The organism is Comamonas odontotermitis (assembly GCF_014207855.1).
Classification (GTDB): domain Bacteria; phylum Pseudomonadota; class Gammaproteobacteria; order Burkholderiales; family Burkholderiaceae_C; genus Comamonas; species Comamonas odontotermitis_A.
In genome coordinates, this window is sequence record NZ_JACHKZ010000001.1 from 54401 (window position 1) to 71764 (window position 17364).

17 protein-coding genes are annotated in these 17364 nt (G+C 60.8%); 9 read left to right on the forward strand and 8 right to left on the reverse strand.

Annotation, left to right across the window (positions count from 1 at the left end; translation table 11 throughout):
- Positions 1 to 15: 15 nt before the first annotated feature.
- From HNP33_RS00225 to HNP33_RS00235, 3 genes are read right to left on the reverse strand one after another with little or no spacing between them, the layout of a single operon-like run.
- Positions 16 to 303 (reverse strand): helix-turn-helix domain-containing protein, encoded by a 288-nt coding sequence (locus tag HNP33_RS00225; RefSeq protein WP_184704058.1) that lies wholly within the window; start codon positions 301 to 303, stop codon positions 16 to 18.
- Positions 300 to 1241 (reverse strand): serine O-acetyltransferase EpsC, encoded by a 942-nt coding sequence (gene epsC / locus HNP33_RS00230; RefSeq protein WP_221451951.1) that lies wholly within the window; start codon positions 1239 to 1241, stop codon positions 300 to 302. The genes HNP33_RS00225 and epsC overlap by 4 nt, the downstream gene beginning before the upstream one ends.
- 10 nt (positions 1242 to 1251) lie before the next feature.
- Positions 1252 to 1725 (reverse strand): rhodanese-like domain-containing protein, encoded by a 474-nt coding sequence (locus HNP33_RS00235; protein WP_184704062.1) that lies wholly within the window; start codon positions 1723 to 1725, stop codon positions 1252 to 1254.
- 335 nt (positions 1726 to 2060) lie between these two features.
- On the opposite strand from HNP33_RS00235, the gene HNP33_RS00240 reads away from it, so the two are divergent.
- The 7 genes from HNP33_RS00240 to fabB all read left to right on the forward strand — a co-directional run bounded on the left by HNP33_RS00240 (position 2061) and on the right by fabB (position 9915).
- Positions 2061 to 2606: a hypothetical protein gene (locus HNP33_RS00240; RefSeq protein ID WP_184704064.1), complete on the forward strand. Its 546-nt coding sequence runs from the start codon at positions 2061 to 2063 to the stop codon at positions 2604 to 2606.
- A 202-nt stretch (positions 2607 to 2808) separates the two neighbouring features.
- Entirely contained in the window at positions 2809 to 4140 is a 1332-nt protein-coding gene (locus HNP33_RS00245; protein WP_184704066.1) for a dicarboxylate/amino acid:cation symporter, read from the forward strand.
- A gap of 29 nt (positions 4141 to 4169) precedes the next feature.
- Entirely contained in the window at positions 4170 to 5087 is a 918-nt protein-coding gene (locus tag HNP33_RS00250; RefSeq protein WP_418903809.1) for an amino acid ABC transporter substrate-binding protein, read from the forward strand.
- Positions 5088 to 5267: 180 nt separating this feature from the next.
- Positions 5268 to 6152: an HlyC/CorC family transporter gene (locus HNP33_RS00255; RefSeq protein WP_184704070.1), complete on the forward strand. Its 885-nt coding sequence runs from the start codon at positions 5268 to 5270 to the stop codon at positions 6150 to 6152.
- 113 nt (positions 6153 to 6265) lie between these two features.
- Positions 6266 to 7852, forward strand: a complete 1587-nt coding sequence (gene lnt, locus HNP33_RS00260; RefSeq protein WP_325064887.1) for an apolipoprotein N-acyltransferase — start codon at positions 6266 to 6268, stop codon at positions 7850 to 7852.
- A gap of 321 nt (positions 7853 to 8173) precedes the next feature.
- Positions 8174 to 8698, forward strand: a complete 525-nt coding sequence (gene fabA, locus HNP33_RS00265) for a bifunctional 3-hydroxydecanoyl-ACP dehydratase/trans-2-decenoyl-ACP isomerase (RefSeq protein ID WP_184704072.1) — start codon at positions 8174 to 8176, stop codon at positions 8696 to 8698.
- Positions 8695 to 9915, forward strand: a complete 1221-nt coding sequence (gene fabB / locus HNP33_RS00270; RefSeq protein ID WP_184704074.1) for a beta-ketoacyl-ACP synthase I — start codon at positions 8695 to 8697, stop codon at positions 9913 to 9915. Before fabA ends, fabB begins: the two co-directional genes overlap by 4 nt.
- Before the next feature lie 125 nt (positions 9916 to 10040).
- Here fabB and HNP33_RS00275 read toward each other — a convergent pair whose 3' ends face one another.
- From HNP33_RS00275 to hppD, 5 genes are all read right to left on the reverse strand, one after another.
- A complete protein-coding gene (locus HNP33_RS00275; RefSeq protein WP_184704076.1) occupies positions 10041 to 10631 on the reverse strand; it encodes a hypothetical protein in 591 nt (196 codons plus the stop codon).
- Positions 10632 to 10645: 14 nt separating this feature from the next.
- Positions 10646 to 11584, reverse strand: coding sequence for an MBL fold metallo-hydrolase (locus HNP33_RS00280; RefSeq protein WP_184704078.1), 939 nt, complete (start codon positions 11582 to 11584; stop codon positions 10646 to 10648).
- Between the two features lie 424 nt (positions 11585 to 12008).
- Positions 12009 to 12860, reverse strand: a complete 852-nt coding sequence (gene phhA, locus HNP33_RS00285; RefSeq protein WP_184704080.1) for a phenylalanine 4-monooxygenase — start codon at positions 12858 to 12860, stop codon at positions 12009 to 12011.
- Positions 12861 to 12915: 55 nt separating this feature from the next.
- Positions 12916 to 13881, reverse strand: a complete 966-nt coding sequence (locus tag HNP33_RS00290) for a tripartite tricarboxylate transporter substrate binding protein (protein WP_325064888.1) — start codon at positions 13879 to 13881, stop codon at positions 12916 to 12918.
- Positions 13882 to 13962: 81 nt separating this feature from the next.
- Positions 13963 to 15087 carry a 4-hydroxyphenylpyruvate dioxygenase gene (gene hppD, locus HNP33_RS00295; protein WP_184704082.1) on the reverse strand — a complete coding sequence of 375 codons (1125 nt, stop codon included), beginning with the start codon at positions 15085 to 15087 and terminating at the stop codon, positions 13963 to 13965.
- Positions 15088 to 15320: 233 nt separating this feature from the next.
- On the opposite strand from hppD, the gene HNP33_RS00300 reads away from it, so the two are divergent.
- Both HNP33_RS00300 and HNP33_RS00305 read left to right on the forward strand, forming a co-directional pair.
- Positions 15321 to 15824, forward strand: coding sequence for an Lrp/AsnC family transcriptional regulator (locus tag HNP33_RS00300; RefSeq protein WP_184704084.1), 504 nt, complete (start codon positions 15321 to 15323; stop codon positions 15822 to 15824).
- A 585-nt stretch (positions 15825 to 16409) separates the two neighbouring features.
- Complete coding sequence (locus HNP33_RS00305; RefSeq protein WP_184704087.1) at positions 16410 to 17165, forward strand: GNAT family N-acetyltransferase; 756 nt, start codon at positions 16410 to 16412, stop codon at positions 17163 to 17165.
- The last annotated feature ends 199 nt before the right edge of the window (positions 17166 to 17364 follow it).

Below are 17364 nucleotides of genomic sequence, written 5' to 3' on the forward strand. Positions count from 1 at the left end.
ATAGCCGCCAAGTGACTAAAGAGCGGCTGGAGCTTGGCTGCAGAGGTGCTGCATCTGTGCAGACCGCGCCAGGTAATGCTGATGCAAGGCTTCGCCGCGCTGCACCAGGGCAGACTGCGCCAGATCCATGGCGCGCGCCAGCTTGCCCACGGTGGCCAGCGATACCGCGACCCTGCCGCGCTCCACCTCGCCAACGTAAGAGCGGTTCAGGTCTGCGCGCGCCGCCAACTGCTCCTGCGACCAGCCCAACGCTTCGCGCGATTGGCGCACCGCCAGCCCGAAATGCTGAGAAAACCCATTCATAGCGCCGCCTCCGCCGCCAGCCGCACACGCCGCTCGGCCTGGGACACTGCCTGCGCCTGCAACGAAGCCTGGGTCACGCTGGCGCCTGGCGGCACATCCTGCGTCAGCCACACATTGCCGCCGATGACGGCCCCCGCGCCCAGGGTCACTCGCCCCAGAATCGTTGCGCCCGCATATATCACCACACCGTCTTCCACCACCGGGTGGCGTGGCAGGCCCTTTTGCAGATGGCCCTGCGCGTCCTGCTCAAAACGCTTGGCGCCAAGCGTCACCGCCTGGTAAATGCGCACCTTACGGCCGATGACGGCGGTCTCCCCAATCACGACGCCGGTGCCATGGTCGATGAAAAAGCCCGCACCGATCTGCGCACCCGGGTGGATGTCGATGCCGGTCTCGCTGTGCGCCAGCTCCGCCACGATGCGCGCCAAAAGCGGCAGGCCCTGCTGGTAGAGCTGGTGTGCGAGGCGGTGGTGGATGAGCGCCAGCACGCCCGGGTAGCACAGCAGCACCTCATCGACGGTACGCGCGGCGGGGTCGCCCTCATAGGCGGCCTGCACATCGGTGTCCAGCAGATGGCGAATGCCGGGCAGCGTCAGCGCAAACTGGTGCGTCAGCCCATGGGCCTGGCTGGCCGCTTCCGCCAGGTCGCGCCTGCCGTAGCGCAGCTCCAGTGCGATCTGCGCCTGCAGGCCATGCAGGGCAGCATCCAGCGTGTGCGCAACATAGTGGTTTTCGCTCTCCTGCAGCAGATCGTGCGGCCCGAGCCGCATCGGAAACAGCACCCCCTTGAGCTGGGCCACCACCCGCGCCAGCGCGTCACGCGAGGGGAACTCGCGCCCGCCGGGCTCCTGCGTGCGCTGGTGGGCCTGTCGCCATTGCTGGCGCGCCTGGGCCAGCGCGGCGCTGACTTCGTCTATGGGGAAAGAACTGGTCGTCATGGCATGCTCCTCAATCCTGCACCCAGGGGAGATGGTGAAAGCGCCAGCCATCACCACCGCCGCGGTGCTGCGCGGCGTCGATTTCGCCCTCAAACCCCTCCAGCACATTGAAGATTTGGGTGAAGCCTGCTGCCGCAGCCGCCTGCGCCGCCAGCACCGAGCGCTTGCCACTGCGGCACAACAGCAAGGCAACGGCCTCCTTTCCGCCGTGCGCCGCAAGCTTTGACTCCAGTTCGCGCACAAAACGCGGATTGCGCGTCAGCGCCGTGCCGGTCGCCCAGGGCACATGCACGCTGCCGGGTACGTGGCCGACAAACTTCAGCTCCTCGGCCGAGCGCACATCCACCAGCACCGCCAGGTTCTGCTGCACCAGTTGCCAGGCCTGCTGGGGCGATACACCGCCCGCATAGCCCAGCCCTTGCAGTTGTGCCTGCTGCCAGGCGGCTTCCAGAGCGGGCGGAAGAGAGATTTCCAGGGTTGTCATCGCAGTGGCCTTTTCCTTCAAAAGATGGGTATAGCCACCAATTTAGGCGTCGGGCTACAAAACAAAAACGAATAAAAACATGATTACTAATGAATTTTTCGCATACCCAGCCATGCGCGCATGCGTCCCTGGCCTCTAGCCTCCGCCACCAAATGGGTCTATATTGAAACGACGGCTCAGGGGTGGCTCACCAACCGGCCACTGCTGCGCCCACATGCCGCGTTGCGCTTCTGCCGGGAAGCAAGCGCGGAGTCACCCAAGGGCTGCAACGCCCGCCGCAGGTGCGCAACACCGTGTATGCGGCCAGGCAAGACAGCCATCACAAGGAGACCACCATGGCTGTCATCACACACGCAAATCCCCACGCATCCAGCCAGCCTGCTCCCTCAGGCCGGCACGCCCACTTCAGTGCACGGCGCATTTGTCTGGGCATCGTGCTGCTGTGCATCGGCATTGCAGCATTGGCGCTGCCGCTGGTGCGCGATACGCTCAATCTGATCCAGTCGCAAGCGCACTGGAAGCCCCTGGAGCACTGGCTTGCACAGGCTCCGATGGCCAGCTGGCTGATGATGTTTGTGTGGGGCACCCTGGTGCCGGTATCGCTGCTGGTGATGCTGCGCTTTCACCGCAATGTGCTCGGGGTGCTGGCAGCTCTCGCCTTTTCTGCAGTGGCCGTGATCTGGTACATGCATATGCCCCAGCAATCGCAATGCGCTGCCCTGTACAACGACAGTCTGTGGTGTGCGGCCATTGCATGGGGCTACAGCCTGAGCCTGGGTATCGCCAATGCCGTCTATCTGTTTGCCCTGGTGATGCTGCTGCTGGGCGGAGTCAGCTTTGCCGCCATGCCCAAGGATGATGAGAACGAAAGCCCGGCCTGAAGATGCTGCTCACGCCACCCCACGACCGCTGCTGAATGGCGAGCGCTGTCCACCATGCGCTACGGCCTCGGCAGCGTTAAAGGCAGTTTATATAACCTAGGTCAACTAGGTAAAAACCGAGGTGCTCGAAGACCACGGACCGCCATGACATGGATGTAAGCTATGCATTGAAAACAATCGATAGCAAAAAAGGATTCTGACCATGGCTTCTGCAGCGGGCAAAAAAGGCATCCCGGTCGCGTTCCTGATCCTGGGCGCGATGGTACTGGGCATCTTGATCGGCTACCTGATCTACATCGAGTTCCCCGACAAGGGCGCCGCCAAGGATATTGCGGGCTATATCTCCATCGTCTCCGATGTGTTCTTGCGGCTCATCAAGATGCTGATCGGGCCGCTCGTGTTCTCCACTCTGGTTGTGGGCATCGCGCACATGGGCGATGCAGCCTCTGTCGGCCGGGTGTTCTTCAAGGCCATGCTGTGGTTTTTGACAGCATCCCTGGTATCGCTGCTGCTGGGCATGGTTCTGGCCAATGTGCTGCAGCCCGGCAATAACCTGGGGCTGCCGCTGCCCGATATTGGCGCCTCCGCCAATCTGGCCACCGGCAAGTTCACCCTGAAGGAATTTGTGAACCACCTGATTCCCAAATCCTTTGCCGAGGCGATGGCCAACAACGAGATTCTGCAGATCGTGGTGTTCTCGATGTTCTTTGGCGTGGCGCTGTCGGCACTGGGCGAAAAGGGCAAAACCCTGGTGGCCGCGATTGACGAGCTCTCGCACGTCATGCTCAAGATCACCGGCTATGTGATGAAGCTGGCGCCGCTGGCGGTGCTGGCAGCCATGGCCGCCACCGTGGCTGTGAACGGCCTGGGCATCCTGCTCAAGTTTGCCGTGTTCATGGGCGATTTCTACCTGGGTCTGTTCCTGCTGTGGGCACTGTTGCTGGGTGCAGGCTTCGTGTTCCTGGGCCCCCGCATCTTCAAGCTGATTGTGCTGATCAAGGAAGCCTTCATGCTGTCGTTTGCCACGGCCAGCTCCGAGGCGGCCTACCCAAAAATTCTGGATGCCCTGGATCGCTTTGGCGTCAAGCGCAAGATCTCCAGCTTCGTCATGCCAATGGGGTATTCGTTCAACCTCGACGGCTCGATGATGTACTGCACCTTCGCCACCTTGTTCATCGCGCAGGCTTACGGTATCCAGTTGCCCCTGTCCACACAGATCACCATGCTGCTGATCCTGATGCTGACATCCAAGGGCATGGCTGGCGTGCCACGTGCGTCGCTCGTCGTGATCGCCGCAACGCTCAACCAGTTCAATATTCCAGAGGCCGGCCTGCTGCTGATCCTGGGTGTGGATACCTTCCTCGACATGGGCCGCTCCGCCACCAATGCTGTAGGCAACTCCATTGCCTCCGCCGTCGTCGCCAAGTGGGAAGGCGAGCTGCTGCCCGAAGCTGAAGCCGCGGAACTGGCCCGCAAGCTCGATGCCGAGGCTGCCTTGGCGGCGCATCCCCTGCCAACCCCAGATATCAGCTGATGATGCGAAGATTGATACGCTCCAACCCAATGCTGCGTCCGCTGCGCCCATGGCTCATGCTGGCTGCGCTGGCGCCATGGGCCCCTCTGGCAGCCAATGCACAGGCACCCGCCGCTCCGGTGGCGCTGACCGGCACCCTGGCCAAAGTCCACCAGAAAGGCGAAGTGGCGCTGGCCTACCGCCAAAGCTCCGTTCCGTTCTCGTACCTGGATGCGCAGGGCAAGCCGATTGGTTACTCCATCGAGCTGTGCAAGGCCGTCGTACACGCCATGGAGGCGACGGTGCACAAGCCGCTGACCATCCGCTGGGTGCCCGTGACTTCGGCAACGCGCATGGAAGCCATCACCAGCGGCCAGGCCGATCTGGAGTGCGGCTCCACCACCAGCAACAAGGAACGCCAGCAGACGGTGGCGTTTTCGCCCACCTTTTTTGTCTCGGGCACCAAGCTGCTGGTCAAAAAGGGATCGCCAGTGCGCGATTACACGGGCCTCGCCGGCAAAAAGGTGGCAGTGACCGCAGGCACCACCAACGAGAAGACCATGCGCGATCTGTCTGCCCGTTTCCAGCTGAACCTGCAGATACTGCCAATGCGCGACCACGCCGAATCCTTTGCGCAGGTGACAAGCGGCGCAGCCGATGCCTTTGCAACCGACGACGTGCTGCTGTATGGCCTGGTGGCGCAAACGCCCGGGGGACGTGAGCAGTATGCGGTTGTTGGCGATTTTCTGTCCTACGATCCGTATGGGGTGATGTACCGCAAGGGCGACGCCCCCATGGCGCAACTAGTGACGGAAACATTCCAGGCCCTGGCAGCCGATAGAGAGATCGAGCGCCAGTACAACCGCTGGTTTCTGAAAAAACTGCCCACCGGCCAGACCCTGGGCCTGCCGATGAGCCCGCAGTTGAAGATCATTCTCGAAAGCCTCGCGGCTACGCAAGGCGAATAGCCCCGAACCACTCACCATTCAATAGCAATCTGCGCACTGTCTGCTACAGCAGACAGTGCCAATTGCCTCCCCTCCCACACTGAAACCAGGCAACTGCAATCAACAGCGAAATCGGAGGAATTTTTCAATCCGTTATGCTGGCAGCTTGTTTCACTACCGCACGTCCTGCATTCCAAGACAGTGTCAGACCCCCATCCTTCTCGATTCCCTGACAAGGAAGACAAAAAAACCTTTTTGCAAAAGGTGGTGGAATTCATCCACCCGGCGCCAGATTCACCCGATGAACTGATCGAAACCCTGGCCGAAGCCGAAAACAACGATGTAATCAATGCCGACTCGCGCGTCATGCTGGAACGCGTGATCCGGATGGAGGACATGACCGCAGGCGACGTGATGGTTGCCGCGACGCGCATGGACCTGGTGGACATCGATTCCGATTTCGAGACGGTGCTGCACACCGTCATCAACACCGCGCACTCGCGCTTTCCGGTATTCCAAGGCGAGCAGGAAAACATCATCGGCATCCTGCTGGCCAAGGATCTGCTCAAGCTCCAGCGGTCGCCACAGCTCAATATCCGCTCCCTGCTGCGCCCGGCAGTGTTTGTGCCGGAAAGCAAGGGCCTCAATGACCTGCTGCGTGAATTTCGCGGCAACCGCAACCACCTGGCCATCGTCATCGACGAGTTCGGCCGCGTGGCGGGTCTGGTCACGATCGAAGACGTGCTGGAGCAGATCGTTGGCGAGATCGAGGACGAGTTCGATCTTCCAGAGGAAGAGGGCGACATCTTCGCGCTGGCCGACGACACCTTCCGCATCTCGGGCGACACCCCGGTCGAACGTGTTGCCGATGCGTTCAAGGTCACGCTGGAGAGCAGCGACGCAGATGAATCCTTCGAAACCATTGGCGGCCTGATCGCCCATGAACTGGGCCATGTGCCCAAGCGCGGCGAACACATCATGCTGGGTGGTCTGCACTTCGAAGTGCTGCTGACCAAGGGTGGCGCCGTGCGCTGGTTCCGCGTACAGCGGGCTGCACCCGTGTCAGACCCGGAGGCAGACGCCTGACCGCGGTGCCCCGGCACGGGACGCCATACGCATCGCGTATAGTGCGCAAGGCGGCAGCAGACGGTGACGTCGCTGCCGTTTTTGTTTTGACGTAACCCCATCGCTGCCCTACCGTGCCTGCATCCTTTTCGCTGTATGAGACGCCGCGCCGCTTTCCGTGGCTTTTCCTGTTGCTTGCCTTGGTGGCCGGGGTGCTGCAAGCCTGGTCGCTGGCCTGGCCGTGGCGGCTGAGCGGGTATGAAGCCTGGTACGGCCAGCCTCTGTGGTGGCTGCAGATCGCATCGCTGGCCGTGCTGCCTGCCATGCTCATCCGACAGCGGCGAGCCTGGCATGGTGCGCTGCTGGGTTGGGGTTTTGCCACGGCCTGGCTGTGCGCCACATTCTGGTGGCTGTTCATATCAATGCATGTATACGGCGGGCTGGCGGCTCCGCTGGCCGTACTGGCCGTTCTTGCGCTGGCCGCGTTTCTTGCCAGCTATTACGCCGCAGCCTGCGGACTGTTCGTCGCCTATAAGGGCGAGCGCCTGACCCGCGCCGTACTGCTGTTTGCCGCGTTATGGCTGCTGGGCGAGCTGGCTCGCGGGCAGTGGTGGACAGGCTTTCCCTGGGGAGCGAGTGGCTATGCCCACACCGATGGCCCCCTCGCTGGCCTTGCGCCTTTTGTCGGGGTGTACGGCATTGGTGCGGTGGCAGCGGCCATCGCCGTGGTGCTGGGTGGCCTGCGGATACGCCATGCACACCAGTGGCAAAGCTATGGGGCTGTGGCCCTGTTTGCAGCAGTGCTGTGGATAACCCATCAACCGCAACAGGATTCCGCCATCGGCACCAACCGCCCGCCCGTCTCTATCGAACTGCTGCAGGGCAATATCTCGCAGGGTGAAAAATTCCAGCCCAGCTCAGGCATTCCGCAGGCGCTCAGCTGGTATGCAGAGCAACTGCAGGCCAGTCAGGCGGATATGGTGATTGCGCCGGAGACCGCCATTCCCGTACTGCTGCGCCAGACGCCGGACAATTACTGGCCCGCACTGCAAGAGCGCTTTTCCACCGGCAAGCAGGCTGCATTGATTGGCGTGCCCTTGGGTGATTTTGAAGTGGGCTACACCAATTCGATGGTGGGCCTGGCGCCCGGGCAGCCTGCCGCCTACCGCTACGACAAGCACCATCTCGTCCCGTTTGGCGAGTTCATTCCGCCCATGTTCCGCTGGTTCACCGATCTGATGCAGATTCCGCTGGGCGATTTCAACCGCGGCGGTATGAATCAGCCGTCGCTCGCCTGGGCGGGCGAACGCTGGGCGCCCAATATCTGCTACGAAGATCTGTTTGGCGAGGAGCTGGCCACCCGCTTTGTCGATGCGGCCACAGCGCCCACCATCCTGGTCAATGCCAGCAACATTGCCTGGTTTGGTGGCTCGATTGCGATTGATCAGCATCTGCAGATCAGCCGCATGCGCAGCCTGGAGCTGGCGCGCCCGATGATCCGCGCCACCAACACCGGGGCCACCGCCGTCATCAACCACCGCGGCCAGGTGGAGCATGCCTTGCCTCACCAGACCCGCGCGGTGCTGCAAGCCCAGGTACAGGGTGTAGATGCGTCCCCCACCTTATTTGCACGCTGGGCGAGCCGTTTTGGCCTGTGGCCGCTGTGGCTGGCAGGTTTTGTGGTGCTGGCAGGTGCCATGCTGACGCGGCAGCGCCAGTGATTAACCCCGCGGCACCGGGGGTACGCAAGATCACCGATGATGACGGCAACTGCATGCAGATGCATGCCACACAGCCTGGGCATGCGCCATGAGCACTGTTATCCGGGCATATTCGGCGCTGGCAAGCGCTAAATGTAAGTGCTGTTAAAAACGGGCAAAGCGTGCTTTTTTTCGACAAAGCACAGTGCAGCCCACGGCTATGTGTGGCTGCATTTGCGCGATAAAGCTGGATAATGGATGGTGGCAGCGTTTAGCTGCCGTCCGGAAGATGCAGCCATGACTGCGCCCCGGATCCCTGGAGTTGGACTGACTGGATATTCAATGGCTGAATCTTTTTCCTACGAGCAACTGATCGCCTCTGGTGAGGGCAAGTTGTTTACCCCTGAAAGTGGCCGCCTGCCACTGCCGCCGATGCTGATGTTCGATCGCATCACCCACATTGACGAGAACGGCGGCGCGCACGGGCTGGGAAAGATTGTGGCGGAGCTGGATGTCAACCCGGAACTGTGGTTCTTCAAGTGCCACTTTCAGGGCGACCCCGTCATGCCAGGCTGCCTGGGACTGGATGCCATGTGGCAGCTGATCGGTTTTTACCTGACCTGGCTGCGCCTGCCAGGCCGCGGCCGCGCGCTGGGCGCGGGCGAAGTGAAGTTCACCGGAGAAGTCGGCCCCGATGTGAAGCTGGTCACCTACGAGATCGACATCAAGCGTGTGATCAAGCGCAAGCTGAACATGGCCATCGGCGATGCCCGCCTGCTGGCCGATGGCAAAGAAATCTATGTAGCCAACGATCTGCGCGTGGGCCTGTTCCTGCGTGACGGTGACGGCAAGGAAAACGCAGCATGAAGCGTAGGGTGGTTATTACAGGGGCCGGTATCGTCTCCTGTATCGGTGTTGGACTGGAAGCCGTGGAGACTTCGCTGCGCGAAGGCCGCTCCGGCATCCAGCACATGCCTGTGTTCAAGGAACTGGGCCTGCGCAGCCAGGTGGCCGGTATTCCGCAGATCAATGTGGAAGAGTTCATCGACCGCAAGCAGCTGCGCTTCATGGGCGATGCAGCTGCCTATGCGCAGATTTCGCTGCAACAGGCGATCGAGCAATCGGGCCTGAAGCCTGAACAGATCAGCCACCCACGCACCGGCCTCATCATGGGCTCAGGCGGGGGCTCGCCCGCCAACCAGATCGAAGCGGCCGATACTCTGCGCGAAAAAGGCATCCGCCGTGTCGGCCCCTACCAGGTCACACGTTGCATGGGCTCGACCGTGTCGGCCAACCTGGCCACCAATTTCAGGATCAAGGGCATCAACTACTCCATCACCTCTGCCTGCTCCACCTCGGCGCATTGCATTGGCGCAGCTGCCCAGCAGATTGCCTGGGGCATGCAGGATGTGATGTTTGCCGGCGGCGGTGAAGAGCTCTCCTGGGGTCTGGCACTGCTGTTTGACGGCATGGGAGCCATGTCCAGCAAGTACAACGAAACGCCCGAAAAGGCGTCGCGCCCCTACGATGCCAACCGCGATGGCTTTGTCATCGCTGGCGGCGGCGGCGCACTCGTTCTGGAGAGCCTGGAGCACGCCCAGGCGCGCGGCGCCAACATCCTGGGCGAGATCGTCGGTTTTGGCATCTCCTCCGATGGCGAAGACATGGTGGCGCCTTCCGGCGAAGGCGCCGTGGCTGCCATGCAGCAGGCCATCGAGGGGCTGGATGGCTCCATCGACTACATCAACACCCATGGCACCTCCACGCCTGTGGGTGACGTGCCCGAGCTGCATGCGATCCGCAAGGTGTTTGGCAACCGGATTCCACCGTTCTCCAGCACCAAGTCGCTCACCGGGCACTCGCAAGGTGCCACCGGCGTGCAAGAAGCCATCTACAGCCTGATCATGCTGATGAAGGGCTTCATCGCAGGTTCGGCCAATGTGGAAACGCCTGACCTGGCCGTGGGCGATATGCCGCTGGTGACCAAGGCGCGAATGGCCGAGCTCAAACAGGTGCTCTCCAACAGCTTTGGCTTTGGCGGCACCAACGCCTGCCTGGTGCTCAAGCGCTGGGAAGCGGCCTGAGCCGCCCCACAGCCTGCGAAGGCTTCTGTAAAAAAAAGCGCCCTTGGGCGCTTTTTTCATGCAACTCTTTATCATTTTTATAGCTATTGGCGCTTACCAATCAAGCTCCAGCAACCCTTTTTATTCTAAGCCTGCATGCGCAGGGCATACACCCAAGCCACGAGGTGTGCCCAGGTCAGCAGGTACAACAGCTGGTTGAGCCGCTGCGATGGCCCGCCGTAGGCCTCGCTGCCATAGATGCGCTGTTTCAGCGCCCGTGTCAGGCGCAGGAAATCTAATAGCCCCAGGGAGGGCTCCTGCCCGATGGTGCTGGGCGAGCGAGTCTGCATGTATTGTTGCCACCAGCTGCGCAGTGCTGTATCGCCTGCAATCACATGGCGTACCAGGCGCGATTCGATGAGCAGCCACACCACAAGAATGGCCGCCGCAATCGGCAATGCCACTAGCAACAGCGGGAGCCTGCTTTGCCAGGCACTGGGCAACAGGATCAGATAATCGCCCACCGCCAGCAGCCCGGCTGCGCACAGCAGCAATACGCGCCGCAGAATACCCGTCAGGTTGCGCCGGTAGACGGGTGTGCCAATGGGGATGTAGCGCACCATCGCATGCGCACCCGCGTGGTCGATCAGCCAGAACAGGGCACACAGGCCGCTTCCGGTCAGCAAGGCCTGCAGCCAGGGCTGCGTCTGAATCTGCGCAAGCAGTGAACTCCACACAGTCAGCGCTCCCCCTACTGGTTCACCAGCAGCCCGCCCTGGCGCGAAGCCGCACCCGAGCGTTCCAGATCGGCCACCAGGGAGGCATACCAGCCGCTGGCAGGCTGGTCGGCAAAATATGCGGCATGCAGCAAGGCGTAGTACGGCGTGGCCGCCAGCCATGCATACACCTGGGCCAGTGGCATCTGCTGCCATTCCAACAATTTGTATTTGAGCAGCACCTTGGCAGCATAGAGTGCATGGCGCTCGGGGCTGCGCGCGAAGCCCTCCAACCTGCGCCGCGCAGTGGCGAGCGCCGCGCCCACATCGACAAACACGCTGCCGTGCCCTGGCAGCACTACGACGGGCCTCAGCTGCTCGATGACGTCCAGTGTGGCGGCGACTTCGTCAAACGCGGCAATGCCTTCAATTTCTGGAAAAACCACGCCAAAGCCGTTTTCCCACAGCGCGTCTGCCGATATCAGTGTGCGAGATTGCGGCTCGAACAGAATGACCGAATGCGGATCATGTCCTGCCGCAGCATGCACCTGCCAATGCTGCAGGCCCAGCAGCACCTCAGCGCCCGGCTGCAGCACGCCATCGGCGCGGAAATGTGGGCAGTCCTGGCCCGTGGGGCGGTAGGTCAGCTGCGCCTCGTCCCAATCCATCACCGCCTGGGCATGGCCGGGTGGGATGAGGGTCTGCGCGCCTGGCCAGCGCTGCTGCAGCGCCGCGTTGCCGCCACAGTGGTCGCTGTGCAGGTGGGTGTTTGCCACGCACTGCAGCGGGGCGCCTTGCAGCGCCGATTCCACCAGCGCCACGGTCTGCTCGGCATGGCTGCAATAGCCGGTATCCACCACAGCCGTCATCCCGACAACAAACACCGTGTTGTTGGCAGACAGCCAGCCTCGCTCGATGAATTGAAGGCCAGGAGGCAGCGCAACTGCGGGGCTTGGTGGCAATGGATCCGACATAGATAAAAGCGTAACAAATCCGGGTAACAGACTATATCTTGATCAGAGTCTCATCGAATTCATCAATGACTCGATGCCAAAAACTGACTTCCGACCGCGAGCTGCAAGACGCCGCCTGCCCCGCATCCGTCGCAACCTGCCAAATATGCGCATATGGCGGTGGCAGCATCTGCCCTGCACCTGTCAGGAGACATAGACACCCACCAGCGTTGGTCTGGGCGCTTGCCACTCTGCCCTGCCCACCCTACCGGGCAGAACCGTGGTGGAATGGCTGACCAAGGGGCACGCGCCCAAGAAGCATTTACCGGTTCGCAACGGCAGATGCTTTTATTTTGATAGCGTTTAGCACCACACCATCAAGCGCCAGAGCGCCAGAGCGCCAGAATACCGGCTATCCGCTTCAGCGGCGCAAAACGGCCCGCTGTTATGGGGCCAGTGTTGTTTCGCCCGGCAGCAAGGCGTTTGCAGCAATGGTGGGTTGCTCGCGCAGCTTTTCGTACAGCGGGGCAAAGTCGGTCGCCGCGAAATCCAGCAACTGCTGCATGGAATCGATGACGAAATAGGTCTGCTGGTAGGTGTCGATCTTGTAGCGCGTGCGCATGGCGCGTTCCAGCTGCAGTGGCAGGCGGTGGGGTTCGGGGCTCGTTACGCTGTAAGCGAGCTCGCCCGATGAGCTGAGAATGCCAGCACCGTAGGCCCGAACACCGCCCGCCTCGCGGATCAGACCGAACTCGATCGTGTACCAGTACACGCGCGAGAGCAGCTCGCATGCGCCCAGCTCCGAGGCGCGCAAGCCTCCTTGCCCATAGGCCTGGATAAAGTCGGCAATCACCGGATTGAAGAGCAAGGGCACATGGCCGAACAGATCGTGGAAGATATCGGGCTCGACCACGTAGTCGAACTCCTCGGGCTTGCGGATCCAGTCGGTCACAGGGAACTGGCGGTTGGCCAGCAGGCTGAAAAAGGGCACCTCCGGGATCAGGCCCGGCACGGCCACAATCTCCCATCCCGTGGCAGCCTTGAGGCGCGCGTTGATGTCTTCAAAACGCGGAATGCGGTCTTCCGCCCCCAGTGATGGCAAGGCGTCGATGAACGCCTGGCTGGCCAGCCCGGGCAGCAGCGCCTTCTGGCGCGCATAGAGACGGCGGTAGGTATCGTGGTCTGCCTCGGTGTAGGCAGCGTAATCCTGCGCGCAGGTGTAGTCGCTGTTCGCGCGGCTGTAGTCGCCGCGCGGCGGACGGTCGGACTGACCATAAACCACAGGTGCTTGTCCCATTGTGTACTCCTATTTATTTATAGAAGGCCACCATGCACCCGCGAACCGCAAGCGCTCAGTTGGCCTTGATCTTGATGGTGTTGATCAAAAATTGAAACTTACGGCCTTCCTGGCTGACAAAGTGCGACAACTCCTGCAAACGCATGTCTTCGGGCGCAATGCCCATCTTGCGATAGGCATCCTTGAACTGTGGATCGGCCAGCGCCGTCTGGAATGCATAGGCATAGCGCTGCGCATCCTTATCGGGCAGGCTGGACGGTGCAAACACGCCAAACCAGGTGGCCACATCAAAACCAGGCATGGCCTCGTTCACGCTGGGCACCTTGGGCAAGGCCACATTGCGATCCGGCGTGGTGACGGACAGCGCCACCAACTCGCCACTGTTGATCAGCGGCAGCGCAGAGGCGAGGTTGTCGAACACCATGTCCACCTCACCACCCATCAGCGCCTTCTGCGCAGGCGCCGCGCCGGCATAAGGGTGGTTCTGCAATTGCAGGTTGGCCAGTGACTTGAACATCTCGCTGGCGATATGGCCAATGCTGCCATTGCCACCAGTACCCATCTTCAGCACACCAGGGTTGGCCTTGATATAGGTCACCGCATCCGATGTGCTTTTGATTCCCAGTTGCGCGGCACGTTCCTTCTTCATCACCAATACGTTGGGAACGCGCGCGACCAGAATCAGCGGCTTGAAGTCCTTCTGCGCGTCATAGGCCGGAGGCGTTCCCAAATAAGGCAGCACCGCATGCGTTGCCACCGCACCCATCACCACCAGATTTTCCTGGGGCTTGGCATGGGCGATCAGGGCGGCGCCCGTGGCACCGCCCGCACCAGGCTTGTTGGTAACGGTGATGTTGCCCAGCGCCTGCTTGGCACCCTGGGCCAGCATGTGGGCCGAGGTGTCCAGCGGACCGCCGGGCGGATAGGGCACGACAAAGGTCAATGGCTGGCCGGCATTCTGGGCCAGCGCGCCAAAAACCGAGCCACACAGCAGCGCGGCGAATACGAGAGAGCGTTTCACAATGTTTCCAATGTAACTATGTTGAACGCCCCGGAGTATAGAGAGAGTAGCTACCGCCCGCCAGAAATCCTTACAATAAACTTACAAAACGCCACGGCGCATCTGGTCGAGTTCGATGCTTTCGAACAGCGCCTTGAAGTTGCCGTTGCCAAAACCATCGTCACCCTTGCGTTGGATGAACTCAAAGAAGATCGGGCCGAGCTGGTTTTCGCTGAAGATCTGCAGCAGCAGCTTGCGGCCTGCTCCATCCACCAGAATCTTGCGCTTTTTCAGCTCCGCCACATTCTCACCATGGTCGGGCAGGCGCTTGTCGATCAACTCGTAGTAGGTATCAATGGTGTCCAGCAGGCGCACACCTCCGGCGCGCAACTGATCCACGGTGTCGTACAGATTGTTCGAGCCCATGGCAATGTGCTGAATACCTTCGCCGTTGTACATATCGAGGTACTCCTGGATCTGTCCAGCCTTTTCCTTGCCCTCTTCATTGATCGGGATACGGATCTTTCCGCAGGGGCTGGTCATGGCCTTGCTCTTGACGCCGGTCACCTGACCTTCGATGTCGAAGTACTTGACTTCGCGGAAGTTGAACAGACGCTCATAGAAATCAGCCCACTCGTCCATGCGGCCACGGTGCACGTTGTGCGTCAGGTGATCGATATAGGTCAGGCCAAAACCCTTGGGGTTGAGCGCTTCCTCGGCCGTCACGCCAGGCAGCGGCTCAAAATCCACGTCGAAAAAGCCAATATTGCCGATATCGCCTGGCTGCGCGCCGTTCTTGCCGCGCCAGCGGTCCACCAGATAGATCAGGCTGTCGCCAATGCCCTTGATCGCGGGAATATTCAGCTCCCCGGGGCCAGCCTGGCCAGCATAACCCCAGGCGCCCAGGTTCAACGCGCGCTCATAGGCCGCCTTGGCATCCTGCACGCGGAACGCAATGGCGCACACACTGGGGCCATGCAGGCGGGCAAAGCGCTGCGCAAAGCTGTCGGGTTCCGCATTGATGATGAAGTTGATATCGCCCTGGCGGTACAAGGTGACGTTCTTGTGGCGATGGCGCGCAACGGGCTTGAAACCCATCGACTCGAACACCTTGCCCATGGCCACCGGATCGGGTGCAGCGTATTCGATAAACTCGAAGCCATCGGTGCCCATGGGATTGTCCCAGGTGGTGAATTCGATGGTCTGGTGGGGGGTAGCGGCTGTCATCGCAGGTCTCCAGTGAATTGTCTTTGAGAGGGGCGCAAAGGGCATTTCCCCTGCGCTGTTAACAACGCACTGTACCGATTTTGACCTGCATGTTTTTGGCGATTTGAAGCCCAATTACCCGAATTTCATCCGTTTATTTGCACGCAAAAAAGATTTCATGCAATAAAATTGCTTAAATCTCACAGCATTCGCTGTTGCAGTGCAATATCGCCGGTTTTCCACCTGCCTCCGCCATGACTTCCACTCCCTACCCTCTGGACAAGCTCGACCGCGCCATCCTCCAGCGCCTGCAGCACAACGGCCGCGAAACCTATGACGTGATTGGCGAGCAGGTAGGTCTCTCGTCCAGCGCCGTGCTGCGCCGCGTCAAGCGGCTGGAGGAAATGGGCGTGATCGAACGCTATGTGGCCCTGGTCAAACCCGAATCGGTGGGCTTGTCGATGACGGCCTACCTCAATGTGCGCCTGGAGAAATTCACCGAGGCGAGCAAGCGCAACCCGCTGGACCTGTTCCGCGCCAGCGTGCAGACCTGGCCGGAAGTCGTGGAATGCGTGGCCCTGACCGGCGACATGGACTACCTGCTGCGCGTGGTGGTAGCCGACATGGCCCACTACAGCCGCTTTGTGATGGACACCCTGCTGCGCCACCCTTCCGTACAGGATTGCAAAACCAGTTTCGTGCTGGACCGCGTCAAGGTCACCACGGCCCTGCCGGTGCAGCCGGGCCTATCGTCCTAAGAACGTGTTTACGATCTCTAAGCAGCCGCGTTGGAGTGCAATCGGGAGGAGTTCGATGCGATGGGCCACAGCTTGCACCGGGGTGCAAGCAAGGGCCAGCGCACAGAAATCGCCCGATTTCACTCCAACCCGTAGGGACAGTGGTTTTGGGGGCGCCCGGCTAGGGACGCCCGGTCAGGGGCGCCCGGCTAGGGGCGGTCTGCGTCGTTGCAAATCCTCGCAATAGCCGGGCTATTGCTGCGGTATTGCGCCGCTAGGCGCACCCCTCGCATCCCCTCCCTAGCCGGGCGCCCCGCAACGCCACTGTCGCGGCGCGAGGAGATCGTAAACACGTTCTAAGGAACTGCGCACGCAGGCAAGCTGTTCCGACGTTACTTTCTCTCCCGCACTTTGTTTGAGCCAGCGCAGTGTTTGCCCTGTACCCTGACCTTTGTTGACAAGCCCGCCCTATGGCACCAAAAGGCTGCAAAGCCGCGCCAATGCTGGCTTCAATATCCTTTGTAAGCGGAGGGTAAGGTTTTTTGGCAGTATATGCTGCACTGCAACATGATTGATAATACACGGGTTAACCCGTATATTTGCATCATGATCACGACGAAAGAATGGTTCCCCTCATCCGTTGCCAACGGCATGATGGCTTTTTTCCCCTTCTTTGGCCGTATGGGCAATGGCAACCAGCAGAACCCTGACGGCAAGAAGCGCAGCACTTCTTCCTCTATGGTTCCGATCCGCGCCCTCAGTGAACGACACCGTCCTCGCATCCTTGCCCACTTGCTGAGCCTGGACGAGCACGACCGCTACCTGCGTTTTGGCTATGCCGCCAGCGACGCGCAGATCCAGCGCTATGTAGACAACCTGAATTTCGAGCGCGACGAGATTTTCGGCGTGTACAACCGCAACCTCAAACTCATCGCCATGGCCCATGTGGCCTATGCGCCAGCATCGTCCGACATGGAAAGCTGCGCCGAGTTCGGCGTGTCGGTACTCAAGACGGGCCGCGGTAAAGGCCTGGGCAGCCGCCTGTTTGAGCGTGCAGCCATGGATGCACGTACCAAGGGCGTACACCTCCTATTCATCCACGCGCTCTCGGAAAACACCGCCATGCTCAAGATCGCGCGCAAGGCAGGAGCAACGGTGGAGCGTGATGGCTCCGAATCCGAGGCCTACCTCAAGCTTCCTCCCGCCCGCCTCGACACCCGCATGGCCGATCTCGTGGAAGACCAGATGGGCGAGATGGACTACCAGTTCAAAAAGCAGGCCCGCCAGTTCTGGGATTTTCTGGCCACTGTGCAAGAGGTGCGCCGGGATGTACAGGAAGGCCGCCACAAGTCAGGCCAATAAGCCATAACTCCTAAAACAATAGCTGCTGGTGCTCATCTGCTAGGCGCCAGCAGCTATTTTTTATGAATGTGACACGGCATGGTCTTCCCTGCATTGGCAAAGGCCAATAACCAGTCGGCACGTTCATCGTTTTCCCGAGTGCCTGGCATTGCTCTCTTCTGTGAAGCGCAAATAAGAAACATTTAGTTTCAAATAAATA

Bases quoted from the DNA above. Each gene is read 5' to 3' on its own strand.
- HNP33_RS00225 (WP_184704058.1), bottom strand. From the start codon at position 303: ATGAATGGGTTTTCTCAGCATTTCGGGCTGGCGGTGCGCCAATCGCGC.
- epsC (WP_221451951.1), bottom strand. From the start codon at position 1,241: ATGACGACCAGTTCTTTCCCCATAGACGAAGTCAGCGCCGCGCTGGCC.
- HNP33_RS00235 (WP_184704062.1), bottom strand. From the start codon at position 1,725: ATGACAACCCTGGAAATCTCTCTTCCGCCCGCTCTGGAAGCCGCCTGG.
- HNP33_RS00240 (WP_184704064.1), top strand. From the start codon at position 2,061: ATGGCTGTCATCACACACGCAAATCCCCACGCATCCAGCCAGCCTGCT.
- HNP33_RS00245 (WP_184704066.1), top strand. From the start codon at position 2,809: ATGGCTTCTGCAGCGGGCAAAAAAGGCATCCCGGTCGCGTTCCTGATC.
- HNP33_RS00250 (WP_418903809.1), top strand. From the start codon at position 4,170: ATGCTGCGTCCGCTGCGCCCATGGCTCATGCTGGCTGCGCTGGCGCCA.
- fabA (WP_184704072.1), top strand. From the start codon at position 8,174: ATGGCTGAATCTTTTTCCTACGAGCAACTGATCGCCTCTGGTGAGGGC.
- fabB (WP_184704074.1), top strand. From the start codon at position 8,695: ATGAAGCGTAGGGTGGTTATTACAGGGGCCGGTATCGTCTCCTGTATC.
- HNP33_RS00280 (WP_184704078.1), bottom strand. From the start codon at position 11,584: ATGTCGGATCCATTGCCACCAAGCCCCGCAGTTGCGCTGCCTCCTGGC.
- phhA (WP_184704080.1), bottom strand. From the start codon at position 12,860: ATGGGACAAGCACCTGTGGTTTATGGTCAGTCCGACCGTCCGCCGCGC.
- hppD (WP_184704082.1), bottom strand. From the start codon at position 15,087: ATGACAGCCGCTACCCCCCACCAGACCATCGAATTCACCACCTGGGAC.
- HNP33_RS00300 (WP_184704084.1), top strand. From the start codon at position 15,321: ATGACTTCCACTCCCTACCCTCTGGACAAGCTCGACCGCGCCATCCTC.
- HNP33_RS00305 (WP_184704087.1), top strand. From the start codon at position 16,410: ATGATCACGACGAAAGAATGGTTCCCCTCATCCGTTGCCAACGGCATG.